This is a genomic window from Streptomyces sp. A18 (genome assembly GCF_059026065.1).
The window spans coordinates 1-15,425 of sequence record NZ_JBWLKL010000046.1 but is presented as its reverse complement, the minus strand read 5'-3'; the positions used below and the strand labels follow the sequence as shown (position 1 = coordinate 15,425).

The 15,425-nt window shown below is 68.2% G+C and carries 17 protein-coding genes and 1 pseudogene; 10 read left to right on the top strand and 8 right to left on the bottom strand.

The annotated features are described in order from the left end of the window. Window positions 1-2: 2 nt before the first annotated feature. The 3 genes from AC5P1C_RS38125 (at window position 3) to AC5P1C_RS38115 (ending at window position 2,864) form a co-directional block, all read left to right on the top strand. Window positions 3-1,151, top strand: a complete 1,149-nt coding sequence (locus AC5P1C_RS38125; protein WP_493870558.1) for an acyl-CoA dehydrogenase family protein — start codon at window positions 3-5, stop codon at window positions 1,149-1,151. Next, window positions 1,148-2,323 carry a CaiB/BaiF CoA transferase family protein gene (locus AC5P1C_RS38120; RefSeq protein WP_493870557.1) on the top strand — a complete coding sequence of 392 codons (1,176 nt, stop codon included), beginning with the start codon at window positions 1,148-1,150 and terminating at the stop codon, window positions 2,321-2,323. The genes AC5P1C_RS38125 and AC5P1C_RS38120 overlap by 4 nt, the downstream gene beginning before the upstream one ends. A gap of 109 nt (window positions 2,324-2,432) precedes the next feature. Next, complete coding sequence (locus AC5P1C_RS38115) at window positions 2,433-2,864, top strand: hypothetical protein (protein ID WP_493870556.1); 432 nt, start codon at window positions 2,433-2,435, stop codon at window positions 2,862-2,864. A gap of 104 nt (window positions 2,865-2,968) precedes the next feature. Here the strand turns inward: AC5P1C_RS38115 and AC5P1C_RS38110 are convergent, their stop codons facing one another. Further along, entirely contained in the window at window positions 2,969-3,796 is an 828-nt protein-coding gene (locus AC5P1C_RS38110) for a helix-turn-helix domain-containing protein (protein ID WP_493870555.1), read from the bottom strand. A gap of 112 nt (window positions 3,797-3,908) precedes the next feature. Here AC5P1C_RS38110 and AC5P1C_RS38105 point away from each other — a divergent pair, with 112 nt between their 5' ends. Beyond that, window positions 3,909-4,685, top strand: a complete 777-nt coding sequence (locus AC5P1C_RS38105) for an alpha/beta fold hydrolase (protein WP_493870554.1) — start codon at window positions 3,909-3,911, stop codon at window positions 4,683-4,685. A 148-nt stretch (window positions 4,686-4,833) separates the two neighbouring features. Here the strand turns inward: AC5P1C_RS38105 and AC5P1C_RS38100 are convergent. Together AC5P1C_RS38100 and AC5P1C_RS38095 are read right to left on the bottom strand one after the other, a co-directional pair. Next, window positions 4,834-5,377 (bottom strand): annotated as a pseudogene (locus AC5P1C_RS38100) (IS5 family transposase); the annotation flags it as partial. Between the two features lie 190 nt (window positions 5,378-5,567). Continuing rightward, window positions 5,568-6,125 carry a TetR/AcrR family transcriptional regulator gene (locus tag AC5P1C_RS38095; RefSeq protein ID WP_493870553.1) on the bottom strand — a complete coding sequence of 186 codons (558 nt, stop codon included), beginning with the start codon at window positions 6,123-6,125 and terminating at the stop codon, window positions 5,568-5,570. Window positions 6,126-6,452: 327 nt separating this feature from the next. Between AC5P1C_RS38095 and AC5P1C_RS38090 the strand changes: the two genes are divergently transcribed. Then, window positions 6,453-7,031 (top strand): molybdopterin-dependent oxidoreductase, encoded by a 579-nt coding sequence (locus AC5P1C_RS38090; protein ID WP_493870552.1) that lies wholly within the window; start codon window positions 6,453-6,455, stop codon window positions 7,029-7,031. A gap of 627 nt (window positions 7,032-7,658) precedes the next feature. Here the strand turns inward: AC5P1C_RS38090 and AC5P1C_RS38085 are convergent. Continuing rightward, window positions 7,659-8,141, bottom strand: a complete 483-nt coding sequence (locus AC5P1C_RS38085; protein WP_493870551.1) for a TY-Chap domain-containing protein — start codon at window positions 8,139-8,141, stop codon at window positions 7,659-7,661. Window positions 8,142-8,649: 508 nt separating this feature from the next. On the opposite strand from AC5P1C_RS38085, the gene AC5P1C_RS38080 reads away from it, so the two are divergent. Together AC5P1C_RS38080 and AC5P1C_RS38075 are read left to right on the top strand one after the other, a co-directional pair. Continuing rightward, window positions 8,650-8,814, top strand: coding sequence for a hypothetical protein (locus AC5P1C_RS38080; protein WP_493870550.1), 165 nt, complete (start codon window positions 8,650-8,652; stop codon window positions 8,812-8,814). 2 nt (window positions 8,815-8,816) lie between these two features. Beyond that, window positions 8,817-9,242: a hypothetical protein gene (locus tag AC5P1C_RS38075; RefSeq protein WP_493870549.1), complete on the top strand. Its 426-nt coding sequence runs from the start codon at window positions 8,817-8,819 to the stop codon at window positions 9,240-9,242. Window positions 9,243-9,613: 371 nt separating this feature from the next. Here AC5P1C_RS38075 and AC5P1C_RS38070 read toward each other — a convergent pair whose 3' ends face one another. Together AC5P1C_RS38070 and AC5P1C_RS38065 are read right to left on the bottom strand one after the other, a co-directional pair. Beyond that, complete coding sequence (locus AC5P1C_RS38070; protein ID WP_493870548.1) at window positions 9,614-10,048, bottom strand: DUF6892 domain-containing protein; 435 nt, start codon at window positions 10,046-10,048, stop codon at window positions 9,614-9,616. A 198-nt stretch (window positions 10,049-10,246) separates the two neighbouring features. Continuing rightward, window positions 10,247-11,365: a PIN domain-containing protein gene (locus tag AC5P1C_RS38065; RefSeq protein WP_493870547.1), complete on the bottom strand. Its 1,119-nt coding sequence runs from the start codon at window positions 11,363-11,365 to the stop codon at window positions 10,247-10,249. Window positions 11,366-11,672: 307 nt separating this feature from the next. Between AC5P1C_RS38065 and AC5P1C_RS38060 the strand changes: the two genes are divergently transcribed. Continuing rightward, a complete protein-coding gene (locus AC5P1C_RS38060; protein WP_493870546.1) occupies window positions 11,673-12,095 on the top strand; it encodes a hypothetical protein in 423 nt (140 codons plus the stop codon). A gap of 574 nt (window positions 12,096-12,669) precedes the next feature. Here AC5P1C_RS38060 and AC5P1C_RS38055 read toward each other — a convergent pair. Next, entirely contained in the window at window positions 12,670-12,837 is a 168-nt protein-coding gene (locus AC5P1C_RS38055) for a hypothetical protein (protein WP_493870545.1), read from the bottom strand. Between the two features lie 308 nt (window positions 12,838-13,145). Between AC5P1C_RS38055 and AC5P1C_RS38050 the strand changes: the two genes are divergently transcribed. Further along, entirely contained in the window at window positions 13,146-13,871 is a 726-nt protein-coding gene (locus AC5P1C_RS38050) for a dienelactone hydrolase family protein (RefSeq protein ID WP_493870544.1), read from the top strand. 270 nt (window positions 13,872-14,141) lie between these two features. Next, the gene (locus tag AC5P1C_RS38045) at window positions 14,142-14,285 is read left to right on the top strand and encodes a winged helix-turn-helix transcriptional regulator (RefSeq protein WP_493870595.1); all 144 of its coding nucleotides are present in this window, start codon (window positions 14,142-14,144) and stop codon (window positions 14,283-14,285) included. Between the two features lie 81 nt (window positions 14,286-14,366). On the opposite strand, the gene AC5P1C_RS38040 is transcribed toward AC5P1C_RS38045, so the two are convergent. Next, the gene (locus tag AC5P1C_RS38040) at window positions 14,367-14,942 is read right to left on the bottom strand and encodes a hypothetical protein (protein WP_493870543.1); all 576 of its coding nucleotides are present in this window, start codon (window positions 14,940-14,942) and stop codon (window positions 14,367-14,369) included. Window positions 14,943-15,425 lie beyond the last annotated feature (483 nt).

Below are 15,425 nucleotides of genomic sequence, written 5' to 3'. Positions count from 1 at the left end.
CCATGCAACGCACCCTGTTCACCGCCGACCACGAGGCGTACCGCAATAGTGTCCGCACCCTCCTTGAGCGGGAAGTCGTACCGCATCGCGACGCCTGGGACCAGGACGGGATCGTCCCGCGCGAGTTGTTCACCAGAGCCGGCGAGCTCGGCATGTTCGACGCCGCCCCCGAATCCCACGGCGGGCTCGGGATCACCGACTTCCGGTTCAACACGGTGGTCCTGGAAGAGGCGGCCAAGCTCGGCGTAGCCGCGATCATGGGCGGCCCCACGCTCCAGTCCGACATCGTCCTGCCCTACCTGCTGCACCTGACCAACGACGAACAGCGTGAACGCTGGCTGCCCGGCGTCGTCAAGGGCGAGACCATCACGGCCGTCGCCATGACCGAACCGGGCACCGGCTCGGACCTGTCCGGCATCCGTACCACCGCCCGCCGCCAGGGCGACCACTACATTGTCAACGGCGCCAAGACGTTCATCACCAACGGCATCAACGCCGACCTCGTCGTCACCGCCGTACGCACCGGAGACCACCCGCACCGCGGCCTGAGCCTGCTGGTCCTCGAACGAGGTATGCCCGGCTTCGACCGCGGCCGCAACCTCGACAAGATCGGCCAGCACGCCCAGGACACCGCCGAGTTGTCGTTCACCGACGTCCACGCGCCCGCCGTCAACCTACTGGGCGCCGAAGGCGACGGCTTTACGGGGCTGACCGGCAACCTCGTACAGGAACGTCTGTCGGTGTCCCTCTCCGCCCTGGCCCAGGCCCAGGCCGCGTTCCAGCACACCCTCGACCACGTCCGCAGCCGACGCGTCTTCGGCGCCCCCATCGGAGCCCTGCAGAACACCCGCTTCCGCATGGCCGAGATGTCCACCGAACTCGACCTCGCCCAGCTCTACCTCGACCGGTGCGTGGAAGAACTCAACGCCGGCACGCTCACCCCTGTCGACGCCGCCAAGGCCAAATGGTGGACCACCGAACTGCAAGGACGTGTCGTGGACGCCTGCCTCCAACTGCACGGCGGTTACGGATACATGCTGGAGTACCCGATTGCCCGCGCCTACATCGACGCCCGTATCTCCCGGATCTACGGCGGCACCAACGAGATCATGAAAGAGATCGTCGGCCGGTCCCTGGAGCTGACACCGTGACCACGACCGACACCACACCCGCGCCCCCGCACCACCCGGGCGACGGCCCGCTGGCCGGGGTGCGGGTGATCGAACTGGCAGGGCTCGGGCCTTGTCAGTTCGCCGCGATGATCCTCGCCGAGATGGGCGCCGACGTCATATGCGTCGACCGGCCCACCCGTGGCCTGCTGGATGTCACCGATTCCCGAGCCGACCTGCTCGGCCGCGGCAAACGCTCCGTCGTCCTCGACCTGAAAACTGCTAACGCCGTCGAGACTCTGCGCGACCTGTGCTCCACGGCGGACGTACTGATCGAGGGGTACCGGCCCGGAGTCACCGAGCGACTGGGCCTCGGCCCCGAGCAGTTGTGGGAGCGCAACCCGCGACTGGTGTACGGGCGGATGACCGGATGGGGACAGGACGGGCCCGAGGCAGCTACCGCCGGCCACGACATCACCTACATCGCCCCCACCGGCGCCCTGCACGCCATCGGCACGGCCGACGGACCACCACAGATCCCCCTCAACATCGTCGGCGACATCGGGGGCGGAGCGAACTACCTCGTCATGGGGGTCCTCGCGGCTCTGTGGGAAGCCCGCTCCAGTGGACATGGCCAAGTGGTCGACGCCGCCATCGTGGACGGCACCGCCCACATGCTCGCCATCGTGCACAGCCTCCTGGCCGACAACCGGTGGACCGACCAGCGCGAGAGCAACCTGGTAGACGGTGGAGCACCCTTCTACGGCGTCTACCGCACGCGTGACGACCGCTACATGGCGGTCGGCGCCCTGGAACCACAGTTCTTCGCGACCTTCGTCCGACTCCTCGGAGTCGACGTACCGCCCGGGTCCCAAGGCGACCGCGCCCGCTGGAACGACATGCGCGCCGCTTTCACCATCGCGTTCGCCCGGCGCACCCTGCAGGACTGGACCGAGGTCTTCACCGGCACCGACGCCTGCGTCGCCCCCGTGCTGAGCCTGCACGAAGCTGCCGCGCACCCCCAACTCGCCGCCCGGAACAGTCTCGTCACCGTCGACGGCGTCCTGCAGGCCATGCCCGCTCCGCGCTTCTCCCGCCACCCGCGCTCCACCCCCGGCACAGCACCGACCCGAGGAGAGCACACCGACGAAGTACTGGCACTGCTCGACCAGTTGAGAGCCACGCCCACCCAGCCTCTCTCCAGGACCATCTGAGCCCCCGGCCTGCCGACGCTCCAAGCGGCACCGCTCGGCAGCCCGGCGATTCCCCACAAGGACAAGCGAGGCGTCGGTCAGGCGGAGAGCCAGACCTCCGGGCGAAGCCGTGTTCGTTCGCGGCGCGTTCGCGGCTGACCAGGCGGTTCGCCTCCTTCTCGGTGGCGGTGAGGCGGTGGTTGCGGGTTGCTTTGCGGCCGGTGATGATCACTGGGTCGTCGTCGGGCCTGGCCGCGGATATCCGGATCAGGTTGCCCTTCTCATCGGTAAGTGCGAGAAACAGCAGGCCATGAGCCTTGCTCCTGCCGCTGTAGTTCTTCCGGTTGTCCCTCCCGGTGCGGCGTCGGGTGCGGATGAGGGTGCCGTCCAGCAGAACCACGACCCCGCCGGAGCGAGCGACCTTCTTCAGCGCGCGGTCCAGGCGCTGGGAGCGTGCGGCAAGGAGTTCGACCGCTTCCTGGACCCAGCGGCGGATGGTGGAAACGGACACGTCGTTGCCGCCGGCCATGACGAGAAGGCACTTAAGAGGTCGCGCAGATAGGCACGGTGGTACCGAAGCAGCGAGGCGGGAATAGTGTCGTGGCGCTCATGGAGTTGTGACGCTCTGTGATCATGGATGCGAGTGCCCTTCATCAGTGCACCTACTCATTTGATGGCCAGCGTCGCCTGCCACGCGCCTGGACTCATGCCTGTCGCCTTCCGGAAGAACACTGAGAAGTTGGACGCGTCGGAGAAGCCGAGCGTGTTGGCGCAGCGGGCCGCGGTGAGGCGGTCGTGCGCGAGGAGCCGTTTGGCTTCCAGGAGGATCCGGTCGACGATGTACCCCTTTGCCGTGCGGCCACTGACCTGCTGCACCGCTCGTGAAAGGGTGCGGGGCGCGTATCCCAGCGCACGGGCGTAGTAGCCGGCGTCGTGATGTTCCCGGAAGTGCGCTTCGACGCTGGACCGGAACAGCCGGAACACCGGATGTGAGATCCGTGCTTGGGCGTGCGGTGGCCGGAGCCGGGCGATCAGCGCGGAGAGCAGGATGTCGGGCAGCTCCCCCGAGATGTCCCCAGGTGGGGCGGATGCCTCAAGGAGGAGGTGGTTGCGTGCGGCGTCCACGAACGGCCAGTCGGCGTCAGGAATGCTCCACTGCGCGACCAAGTCCGGGGACGCGACGAGTTCACGGGTGGCGTGAGTGACCGGAGCAGTCGGCACGAACAGCACGAGGTGTCCCGTCACGTCTGCGATGTCATCCCATCGGTGCACCGCGCCGGGAGGGATCCACACTGCGGACCGCTCCTTGAACGGGTGCTGGAGGAAGTCCACCGTGACGGATCCGTGCCCGGCGTCAACGACGGCGAGGACGTGGAAGTCGGCACGCTGCCAGCCGCCGTCGTTCAGATCGCGAAGGCGGCCGAACGTCATCGTCTCGACCGTGGCTGCACGGCGCTCTGCGGACTGGTAGGCCATCTGCCGGATCACGGTCACGTGTCCAGTTTCCACCATCAGGAGACCAGCCACGCCGATGCCCCCGCCTGGGTGCGGAAGTTTCAATGAACGCCTAGGGAAATCGCCCAGAACAGTGACCAGGAGAGCCACGATGACTGCAACGCAGCCGATGCTACTGCCCGCCTACGACCATCGGACAGGGACCGGACCTACCCTGGTGTTCCTGCACTACTGGGGTGGTTCCGCCCGCACGTGGGACCTCGTCGTCGACCGCCTCCCGGGCCGAGACGTGCTCACGATCGACTTCCGAGGGTGGAGCCGGTCGAGCGGTCTGCCCGGCCCCTACACGCTCGGTCAGCTCGCCGACGACACGCTCGCCGTACTCGCCGATGCGGGCGTCACCGACTACGTCCTCGTCGGGCATTCGATGGGGGGCAAGGTCGCGCAACTGGTCGCGGCAACCCGGCCCGCCGGCCTGCGCGGCATCGTCCTCGTCGGCTCCGGCCCGGCGAAGCCCGCCACACAGATCACTCCCGAGTACCAGGAAGCTCTTTCCCACGCCTACGACTCCGACGAGTCCGTAGCCGGGGCACGGGACCACATCCTCACCGCGACCGAGCTGCCCGCGTCCATCAAGGCACAGGTCGCGACCGATTCGCGAGCCGGCGCCGACGCCGGCCGCACCGAGTGGCCGCTACACGGTATCGCGGAGGACATCACCGAGCACACCCGCGTGGTCAGCGTTCCCGCCCTCGTCGTTGCCGGAGAGAACGACCAGGTCGAGCCCGTCGACGTGCTCCGCGACAACCTTGTGCCCTACCTCTCCCAGGCCGAGTTCACGGTGATACCGACCACCGGACACCTGATCCCGCTGGAAGCTCCGGCCGACCTCGTCGACGCCATCACGACCTTCGCACCAGCAGCCTGACCATCTGCGCGACCTGACGACAGATCTCCCCCTGATCACCAGCCGGACACCCTGACGTGCAACCGCCGGCGGCAGAGGGTCGACCCTCCCACGTTGGTACGCGCCCCCGCCGGCCGGAGTGCAAGACACCCGGTCGGCCGCTGGGCACGCGAGGCCGTCCCGGTCCGAGGCGGGGCACCCGGATCGCCTCCATGACGGTGGTGAACTGGGTGCAGTCGTTGGTGTTTCCGCCGGTGAGCGTGAAGGCCAGCGGGCGGCCGATCGCATCGCAGGCCAGGTGAATCTTGCTGGTCAGGCCGCCCCGGGAGCGTCCGAGACAGGGGCTGGAGAGCCCCCTTTTCGGGCACCGGCGGCATGCTGGTGGGCGCGGACGATCGTGGAGTCGACCGACACCAGCCAGTCGATGTCACCGGTCGCGTCCGCCCCGGCCTGGGCGGCCCGCAGCATCCGCTCGAAGGTCCGTCGAGGGCCCACCGGCGAAAACGCGTGTGCAGCGTGTGCCAGGAGCCGTACCGCTCGGGCACATCCCGCCAGGCCGAGCCGGTCCGAGACTTCCACACGATCCCGTTGAGCACCCTTCGGTCGTCCAACCTCATCCGCCCCCGCAGCGACGCAGGCAGCAGCGGCCGGACGAACTCCCACTCCTCATCGGACAGTTCATGACGACGTATCACCCGACCATGATCCACCAAGCAAGATCAATTGAAGACACCGCCTAGCTAGAGCCTGCCAGGGCCAGGGATGGGAAGGCGTCCCGCCTTGGTGAAGTCGGTCCCTTCCCTTCAAAGGACCTGTACCCCTTGGCAATGGCTCCCGAGGACTTCTCGAGTGTGCGGCTGATCCGGGTTGCTGCGAACGCCTCGCTGGGGTGAGCCGCGGCCGCTACTGCAACAGTCGGCGTCGAATGAGTTCCATGACCTCGGCCGGGCTGCGTTCGCCGTGGTCGACGGTCAGCAGACGGTTGCCGATCCACACCGCGAAGCACAGCGTGCAGCGGACCTCGACCTCGTCGGGATCGGCGCAGAATTCGCCGAACAGCTGGCGCAGGTAGTTCATCCGCCGGTTGTCGACGCGTCGCATCCGCTCCGCCACCGCCGGGTCACGCCGCGACCAGTCGCGTACCGCGTAGTCGGTGTGGATGTCCGTGAGCAGGCCGTCCCCTGAAGCTGCGACGGCGAACAGCCGCCATAGTCTCGTACGCGCGTCACCGCCGGCGGCCTCGACCTTCTCGATGACCGCCGTGGTCACGTCCTGTTCCCAGGCATCGAGCATTTCCTCGAGCAGGGCCTGACGGTCGGCGAAGTGCCAGTAGAAGCCGCCCCTGGTGACGCCGAGTGCGAGTGCCAGCGCTTCGATCCGCACCGCTTCCACCCCGCCGGAGGTCAGGGATTGAAGGCCCGCGGAGATCCAACTGCTACGCGGAGTACGCGCAACGGCCATGGTGCAGGTCACCTCTCCGCCTTCTATACAGCACTGTATGGATCACCCTACTATCGACTTCCATACAGGCCTGTATGGATCGGGGGCGTCACGAAACTTCCGTGCGACACATGCGCCTCACAGCGATGGCGCATCCACGAGATCCCCCCGGGCTCGGCAGGGCCCACACACGGCATCGGCACCCGGATGCCGTCCCTGGAGCAACATTCGACATGCGCTCAATGGAGGATCGACATGACGCTTCCCCCAGGCCAACGTGCCGTCGACGGATTCCCGCGCTTCGGCACGCATCTCCATCACCCGCCCCCGCCGGTCCCCGCTGACCCGATGATCGAGATCGGCGGAGCTCTGACCGAGGCCGTCACCCTGTCCGTGACCGACCTCGCAAAACTGCCACGGCAAGAGGTCGGAGCCGACTTCCATTGCGTCGCCGGATGGTCGGCAACCGACCTGCTGTGGGAAGGAGTCGCCTTCGCGACCCTCTACCGCGCGCAAGTCGAACCGCTGCTCGAGGCCGACGCGTCGATCAGCCATGTCGTTTTCGAAGGGCTCGACTCCTACCGGTCGATCGTATTGCTCAAGGACGCCTTGGCCGACGACGTGCTCATCGCCGACCGTCTCGACGGGCGGCCGCTCGATGGCGATCACGGCGCTCCGCTGCGGCTGGTCAGCCCCAGCCAGTACGGCTTCGTCAGTACAAAGCACCTCTGCCGCATCGAATTCCACACGTCCCCACCCCCGGATCCCGACCGGTGGTCGCCCATCGCGTCGCACCACAGGGCGAGGGTCTGGCAGGAGGAACGTCACCGCCACCTTCCCGGCCGTGCGGTGCGGCCGGTCTACCGGGCGCTGATCGGACCGATCCGCTCACTGAGCGCCCGAGGCAGCCGCAAAGGGCCACGGTGATACCGCCGACCCTGCTCCGGCACGACCAGTGCACAACACCCGGAACGAACCAAGTACCCCGCCGGTCCGCATCTCCAGCTGACGCTCTCCGAGTGCCCACCTCCCTCGCCCCTACGGCGTCGACAGGCAAGGTGAGGAGCGCCGCACCCCCAAGGCCCTCGCGGACGCACTGCCCGCCCTGCTCCGCCGCGTCACCCGCCCCGGACTGCGCCGCCAGCTGAGCTGCGGCGGCTCCGTGAACGGCGCACGCGGTGGTCACACCTGCGTCCCCTGGCGTCAGCCGGCCTTTCGCCGAGTAGTCCTGGAAACGCCGAAGGGCCCCCATCGGGAGCCCTTCGGTTGATGCTCACCCCCGCATCGGCAGAGCCCTGCCACAGAGCGCCCAACGCACAGGTCTGCACCGATCCGCCCGAACAGGCCCCAGACGGCGTTTCGATGACCAATTCTGGCGAGCAGATCCGGCGTGCCGACAAGAGGATGCAGGCGACCACAGGGGCTTCGTCGAGCGCCCGGCGGCGTTCGCGACCGCCCTGCGTGCAGCACTTGACGCCGCCTGACCGCGACGGGCTCACGTCTCCGCGCCACCACGGGGATCCGGGGACGGTACTCAAGCCGCCCCCGCCGCCCTCAGCTAGCCCCCACCGGCGGATCCTTCCGCCAAGTCCAGCGCTCGTCCGGCGGTTCCTCATCCAGTACGCGAAGAGACTGAGCGCAGATGTCCGCGAGGCGGTCGACCTCGTCGATGCCGAATACCATCTCGTGGTTCTCCGAGCGCCCGCTACGACGCGGATGCGCCCTCGGGTCGGACCAGCCGAGCGCGAGCAGCTGTCGCTCCCGCTCGTCACTCGTGTCCCGATGGGCACGGGACACGCATTCCGCGCTGATCCCCTCGTCCCACCTGATGAACTGCACGTAACGCCCGACCTGTCGCCGGGACTTCGACAGCCTCCACCAGAGCCGACGCCACTCACCGGCAACGTTCCCCGGCCCTGGCCCCGTCCCGGCATCAGGCTCCGGATCGGGCTCGGAAACCACCAAGGTCTCCCCCGCATCCATCCCGGCCACCGCCTGCCGCAGCCTCTCCCGAAACGCATTCCATGCCACATCCACCCGCCCAACCTACCGGCTCAACTCCCGCCCGATCCCGCTCTCTCCTCCACGGGCCACGTGGATCGCTCCGGGCGAGACCACCGGGCCCAAGAAACCACCCTGCCCACCGGAGGTGTGCCCTCGGGCCCCGCGCACCGGAGGTACGGCCCCGCCCCCACGTGAGGCACGGCGGGGCCGCGCCCGGCCCCCCACCCCGGGAAAGAGGGTCATGGCGCGCCACGGACAAGGTCGCACCTGCGCCTGGCGTGCACCCTAAGGCTCGACGTCAAGGGCTCGCCAAGTCCACGCTGCTTCCGGCCTCCGGCACGAGTTACGTCAACACCAAGGATGTGCGCTGGAGTTGGCCCATGTCGCAGCTCGACGGCACGGGGAGTTCGACCATCGATTACGGTGCCGACACGGTCGCCTACAAGGCGGGGAAGCGCTACACGCTGAACTTCAACACCGGCATCATCGCCCCAACCTCAACGCCGATGGCGGGCAGGGCGCACGTCGCGCGGGCAACGCCATGGACGCGTACGTCCAGCTCTTCAGCGACGGCGCTGGGCACGCGGGCAGCTCCCTGACGACCGGTGGCTTCACCCGTCTGGAGTCGGGCGGCCGCACCATCGCGGAGGGCGGCCCCGGCGCGGTGAACGCCGAACTCCCGGCCGCTCCGCCCCCTACCGCCTGATCATGGAGACCGCCCGTGCCGCTACGATCGCCACCACCAGCACCAAGGTGGCAGCGGTCTGGACGTTCAAGTCGGCGAAGACGCCCGACGACCCGCCCACCGCGCTACCCCTGTCCACCGTCCGCCTCGCGCCGAAACTTGCGCTGGACGGCACGACCCCGGCAGGCAGCACGCTCACGGTGCCGCTGAAGGTGGCCGGCGCGGCAGCCGGACCTCTCGGGATCGCCACCCTCACCGTCAAGGTCTCCTACGACGGCGGCAGCACCTGGAAGTCGGCCCCCGTCACGACCGGCACCAGAGGGGCGCGCACCGCGCGCGTAAAGCTCCCGGCTGCGGCCAAAGCCGTGTCATACCGCGTGTATGTGAAGGACACGGCCGGCAACACCGTGACTGAAACGATCACGAACGCGTACCGGCTCGCTCAGTGACGAGGCGTCCTACACCCATGGCAGGCCCATCAGCCACGTCATGAGGCCGGGCCACGGGAGACGTTCCCGTGGCCCGGCCTTCTTTCGTCGGATGCGTCGACAGATGGGCCAGGGCGGTTCGGGTAGGCAGGCCAGCGAGACGCGTCGGAAATCGGAGGAGGGCCACGCTTCGCAGGTGTGTGAGCCGCGTGGATACTGCGTAACTCCCGGCACGAGTCGACGAGATGATTCATTCCGGCGCGAAGGGGCAAGCCCGACGATCGGACGAGGCTGCGCCGCCCGTACGTGGCGCTGAGGCGGGCGCTGTCGCGGCCCGCTAAGGCGGCGGACGCCGAACCGGTGGGCGGCGGGCAACGATTGGTTGCCGGCGCTCAGTCGGTTTCGATGCCGCGCGCCGCGAAGACCTCCGCCGCGTCCGGAACCGCCAGGACGCCGTCCTCCATGAAGGTGACCTCCCGCAGGTTGGGCAGCAGGGCGAGGTCGTCGAGCGAGCGGACATCGAACAGGTCGTCCTCGCCGTCCCAGGCGGGGGCGCAGTGCCGGAAGACATCCGCCCCGGCGTCGAAGCACAGTTCCTCGACGCGGGCGAGAAGGTAGGCCGGGATCTCCAGGGCCTCGAAATGGGCCCGGGGCTCCGGCAGCACCTCCGTGTGGAAGCCGTTCTCCAGGACGTAGGACGCGGGGTCGCCGATCCCCCGCTCGGCCAGCCGCGCGGGCAGGTCGTAAACCGGGAGGAGCGGCTCGGGGCCGTACATGAGCTCCTCAATGACGAGCAGCTTGAGGTTGAAGTCGCGGAACTGACTCATGGGACATGAGTACCACGGAGGTACGACACGGGTCCCTCCAACGCCGGCGGACGGAATCGCCCGGCGCCTTTCGCGCGACCGTAGACGCGGCTGCAGACCCGGCAGAACAGCCGCTCGCACCAGAGTTGCTTAGCGTCCGGCGGCATGCGCTGGCCTCCAGCGCAGCCAGCCCGGTTCTCGCGAACAGGTGCGCCAGGTTCAGAACGGCAGCGGGAAGATGTCGGTGGTCTCCGAGCGTTCCTCGTCGGTGTACGCACGCGGCCGGGAGTGGCTCAGTACGACGGGGGTCTCGTCGTAGGAAAACATGATGCGTGTGTCCCACAGGCACGAGACCAGCTGGGTGTCGTATGTCCGGTCGAAGACCGTGCCGCTGAGCAGCAGGCGAACGTCAGCGGTTGACCATATGTGCCCGATCTGCCCGCCGATCTCATACGACTTCGCGTCCGACACGGAGAAGGCGTCAACTGACGGGGCGTCAGCCCACGCCCTCCACTCGATGGGCTGACCCTGGTCAGTCTCCGGCGCTTCCGGCTCCCACGGGTCGGCTGCGCGGCCGCCCCAGGGGGATTCTCGGATGCCGGTGTAAGGCCCCCGCTGCAACATCACTTCGTCGCTCGCACCGGCGAGGAGGTCCATCGCGGCCAGTCCCAACGCCTCGCGCAGCCTGTCCTGGCGCAGGGCTCCCTCGTACCAGGCCGTGTCGGGCTTGACCGGCAGAGCGAACTTCTGGGCCACCTCATCGATGGTGGTCAGATGGACAAAACGACCCTCGAGACCAGCCAGGTCATCGTCCAGCAAAGATGGCCGGCTCTCGGCGTCACCGAAATCCCTGGTGTTGCCACTGACGAAGTAGACCGTCTCGTCCTCGTGGCGGCGCGCGTACTCGACGGCTGACAGCCAGATGACGCTGTCGCGTGCCCCGATCTTCACCGGCCGGTTCTTCGCCGTCACCGCATGCGCGGGAGCCAGCAGATTCGCCTCTCGGTACAGCCCGTCCCGCAGAGCTTGCGGGCTCGGCTCGACCACCTCGACCAGCGAGCGGTACTCCTGGCGCCAGTGTTCGCGTACCGCATCCACATCCGCCTTGGGAGTGCGCGCGGTCGGCCACGGTGTCGCCTTCATGAGCTGTTCCATTGCCTCCCGAGCCTTGTTGTGTGCCTCGAGATACTTCAGCGCCTGCTGCGCTGCCAGCTCCTCCAGCACCATCCAGGGCACCGCCACGCGCTCGACCCCGGACTCTTTGATCGCCCTCAGCAGTTCCGCGAGGCTGCTCTTCAGCCCGAGTCCGCGCAGGACCCCCGTATCAAGAATGATCACTGTGTTCCTCCCCCTGGGCGTCCGATGCTATCGGCCCGGCCCAAAGCCTCATCATCCCCCGCTCGCTCAACCGCAGTCGCGACAACGTTCGTTCAGCCGTCCCTGCGGCACGGATCAGCGACGTACGCCTCGAATTCCTGCCAGGACAGCGCTCGTTGGATGGCCCGCCGCCGGGTACCGCTGTGGTTGACCCGCTGCCGCGCTGGGCGGAGCCGAAAGCCATACGACCGCCGGACGCGAGACGAGTGGCTCCGTCGGTAGCTTCCCGTGTTGACCGCAACACCCGTGATGAGACAGGGGGAACACTGTGCGAAAGGCCAAGTTTGGAGCATTGGCGGCCTCTGCTTTGCTGCTCGGAAGCGGCATGACGGCCGCGACAGCAGGGCAAGCCGCAGCCTCCGACACACCTGTCAGCACTGCCCGAGCCTGCGCCGAGAACGCGCCGCGTTTCACCGGATCGCCGGGCACAGGCAGCAACGATCCCGCGTTCTGGCCCGCCAGGGGAACCTACGCAACCACCACCACCAGGTGCGTGGACATCAACCTGAAGCTGGACGCGACCCGTGAGGTGAGGACCTGCTTCAAGAAGGGGTCGGGCTGGAACTGCAACGGCTGGCGGTGGCTGTCAGCGGGCCGTTGGGGGCTGGCTGCCACCGACGTGCTCGATGGCACCAAGTTCTTCGTGCAGTTCAAGGGAACGACCCGCGCCACGGGCTTGATCGACTACTGAAGACCCTTGGCACGATGAGGGGCGAGGCCGCCTGATCACAGCCTGTGCAGCCGCTTTCGCCGACGCTGTGCTGGACCTGGTGGAAGATTGTTGCCCAGTACCGGCGCACGCGGCCCAGGCCCTCGCCAACGCCCAGCAGGAGGCCCGCCCCAGTCACCACCGGGGCGGGCCTTCACGCTGCGCCCCGCAGACCGCCCCACAGCCCCGGGCCCGCGAGAGCCCGGCGACGTCCGGTCCAAGGGGCAAGCCGCAGGCCGGGTGCTGACCGAGGGACGCGGGGACCAAACAATCAATACGCCAGGAGACAGGGCTGACGGGCGTGGTCGACGTCAAGTCACCGCGGATCGCGCGCGAGTTTGACGGTGTGGAGGCACTGGCTTGATCTTGTAACTCCAACCTCGCCACCTACGAAAGCGCCGAACGTCGCTTGACCTGCTGAGGGCGAGGCCCGGCGGATTCGTCGAGATGGCCGGCAGCGGTGCGGTGACCGACGAAGTCAGAACGCGTCGGCACCGGGCCAGGGCGCGGCCCTCTGCCCGGTCCGGCCAGCACGGCGGCGGACGGCGCAGCGGTCCTATGGACCAATGACCCCGCATACCGATCCGAGTTCAACGGCTTCGACTTGCTCGAAGGTTAGCCTGGTGCCGCCGGTCGCGGCGGCGGCCAAGACCATGGTGGCCGCCTCGATCCGGTCCGCGGCCACCGCGAACGTGCTGCCCACGATCCAGTCGCCGTCACACATGCGCAAACCTCCTGGTCGAGGTGGCCGTGTCGCAGTGATGCAGGCCGCTGGTGCCGAAGCCATCGCGGGCGAGACAGGCATCCGCGCCCTGTGCTGTGCCAAGCCGGCGGACACCACCGATGCGGTCACACGGGGCTCAACCACTGTGCCGGTCCCGAACAGGATGCCCGGCCCGGGGTCGCACCATCGGCGTCGGCCTGGTCGGCGGATCGTGGGCCATCGCCGCATTTCAGAGGAACACCCGCGCTGTTCTGCCAGCGGCAGAACAGTGGCCCGCCCGGACTCTCCGATCACTACGGTCCAGTGGCATGACGACGATTACCACGCGCACGGTCGAGTACCCGGCCGACGGTCTGACGATGATCGGGCACCTCGCACTCCCGGCCGGATTCGATCGTCGGCCCGCGGTGCTGCTCGGGCCAGAGGGCATGGGGCTCAGCGACGTCGAGCGTCGCCGGGCCGATGCTCTCGCCGAGCTGGGATACGTGGCGCTGGCCTTCGACCTTCACGGCGGGCGCTACTTGGGCGACCCCGCGGAGATGCTGGCCCGTTGCATGCCACTGCTCGCCGACCCCGACCGAATGCGGGGCATCGGTCATGCGGCGCTCGACGTGTTGCGCGCCGAGCCCCGGACCGACCCCGACCGGACCGCCGCCATCGGCTACGGCACCGGGGGCGCCATCGCGCTGGAACTCGGGCGCGACGGCGTCGACCTACGCGCGATCGGGACAGTCAACGCAACGACCACGGGCCGACCGGGCGAGGCAGCGCGCATCCGCTGCCCGGTGTGGGCCGGGGTCGGGTCCGAAGACCCGATCATGCCGCCCGCGCAACGAAACGCATTCACCGCCGAGATGCAGGCTGCGGGCATCGACTGGCGCCTGGTGGTCTACGGCGGCGCGTTGCACGCCTTCCACCACCCGCCGGTCGACCACCCCGCGGTCCCCGGTGTCGGCTACCACCCACAGCACGCGCAGCGAGCCTGGCGCGACGTCGTCGACCTGCTCGCCGAGTGCCTGCCCGTAACGGAGTGATCTGGTCGACCACCACCGTTCCGGGCCGCGGATCAGGCCCGTCGACCACCACCGGCTCCGGTGGTCTCACCCTCGACGCGGTCAGCGGCTTGCGGGGCCGGCCTGCCGCCCCCGGGCCCGCCGGACGATCCAGACCCCTCACCTTCGTCCTGACACCTGGACACTACGGTGACGGCCCTCAGCTTGAGCGGGTGCTGAGCCAGATTTCCGTGCTTGGCCGAAGCGGGCCCCCGGTATGAGGTGTTTCACACCGACTGCCCCGCGCGGGACATGGTCGACCGGCGGGCGGTGGAGCCGACGACGCCGCCCCAAGTCACCTATGAACTGAGCGAGTTCGGGCAGGACGTCAGCGAACCGCTGACGGACTTGTTCAACCGGATCACCCAGCGGCTGCCCCCGCGCAGTCCGGCATAGCGCAATCACCCATCACGCCGGCCGCACTTACGTCCGCCATCAGGGCCTCTACCGGCCCGGCGCCGCCCCCGGCAGGGGCCCTCAGAGTTTGCCTTCCATGAGGACCGTGCGATGCCCCCCGAGCGCGCGGGAGAGACCTGCGAGGAAGCCAGGGCTGAAGTCGGGCCAGTCCCAGAACTCGAAACCGAGATACCCGAAGGCGAAGTAGTCATCCGACCAGGCCCACGCAGTCAGGTCTCCACGGCGTTGACAACGCAGGCAGGCGACTGCCGCGCTGCCTGTGTTGCTCCAGTCGCCGATGGCCTCACCGAAGGGTTCCCACGCACCCTCGATCTCCTCCAGCCGGTCGGTGTAGAAATCCGCTCGCCCGGCACAATGGGGGCACACCGCGAACATGGGTTCACCTTGACCGCAGTTGAATACGGTGCGGCCGGTCTCGATCCTGAGTCCGTCGCTGGGCTCCCAGTCCTCCTGACCGACCGCCTTGGCCCAGGAGGGACCGGGCGGATGCCCCGCCGGCGCCCCGAGAACACAGTCGGTGAGCTCGGCCCGAACTATCCCCTCCCTGACCAGCCAGTCGAGTCCGCTATCTGCCAGGGTCCGGGCGTCCGCATGCGTGGCGTCGAGATCGACGACTGTCTGAAAGTAATTCCCCATAAGGCAACAGTAGAAGAAGCCACCGACAGCGCGTCACTCACCTACCGGTCCTTCACATCCCCGAATGTCCGGGCCTGGCCCGAGGGGACACGCACAGGCAGCGACAGAACTCGGTCCAGAATACTCACCGGCCGAAGCGGCTCCTCCACCTGCCGTGAACCGCCTACCGGCAACGGCTACTTGGGCTCGCCGACGCCCGATCGATCACCATGCCGGGTGCACAACGCCGGAGGACCGGAGAACAATCCTCCAAGGGAAGAACACTGTTCGGTGAGCCACCCGGTGACGGCCATGGCCGCGGCAGCCGAATCGGGACGTTGTCACGGCTGCGCAACAGCACCGCACGCCTCACGGTTCACCCCGGATCTCCGGCTAGCGTTCCCGTCGCCAGCGCTGGAGACCCGATGGCCGTCCAACGGCCGCGGGACATCGGAAGGGAACCTCATGAGGCTCAAGCAACTCGGCCGGATCGGTACGGCTGGT

What these genes read in the sequence shown, in the direction of transcription:
- AC5P1C_RS38080 (WP_493870550.1), top strand. Translation starts at nt 8,650, where the DNA reads ATGGACGCGTACGTCCAGCTCTTCAGCGACGGCGCTGGGCACGCGGGC.
- AC5P1C_RS38075 (WP_493870549.1), top strand. Translation starts at nt 8,817, where the DNA reads ATGGAGACCGCCCGTGCCGCTACGATCGCCACCACCAGCACCAAGGTG.
- AC5P1C_RS38090 (WP_493870552.1), top strand. Translation starts at nt 6,453, where the DNA reads ATGATCGAGATCGGCGGAGCTCTGACCGAGGCCGTCACCCTGTCCGTG.
- AC5P1C_RS38055 (WP_493870545.1), bottom strand. Translation starts at nt 12,837, where the DNA reads ATGTGTGACGGCGACTGGATCGTGGGCAGCACGTTCGCGGTGGCCGCG.
- AC5P1C_RS38125 (WP_493870558.1), top strand. Translation starts at nt 3, where the DNA reads ATGCAACGCACCCTGTTCACCGCCGACCACGAGGCGTACCGCAATAGT.
- AC5P1C_RS38045 (WP_493870595.1), top strand. Translation starts at nt 14,142, where the DNA reads ATGGTCGACCGGCGGGCGGTGGAGCCGACGACGCCGCCCCAAGTCACC.
- AC5P1C_RS38070 (WP_493870548.1), bottom strand. Translation starts at nt 10,048, where the DNA reads ATGAGTCAGTTCCGCGACTTCAACCTCAAGCTGCTCGTCATTGAGGAG.
- AC5P1C_RS38105 (WP_493870554.1), top strand. Translation starts at nt 3,909, where the DNA reads ATGACTGCAACGCAGCCGATGCTACTGCCCGCCTACGACCATCGGACA.
- AC5P1C_RS38040 (WP_493870543.1), bottom strand. Translation starts at nt 14,942, where the DNA reads ATGGGGAATTACTTTCAGACAGTCGTCGATCTCGACGCCACGCATGCG.
- AC5P1C_RS38095 (WP_493870553.1), bottom strand. Translation starts at nt 6,125, where the DNA reads ATGGCCGTTGCGCGTACTCCGCGTAGCAGTTGGATCTCCGCGGGCCTT.
- AC5P1C_RS38050 (WP_493870544.1), top strand. Translation starts at nt 13,146, where the DNA reads ATGACGACGATTACCACGCGCACGGTCGAGTACCCGGCCGACGGTCTG.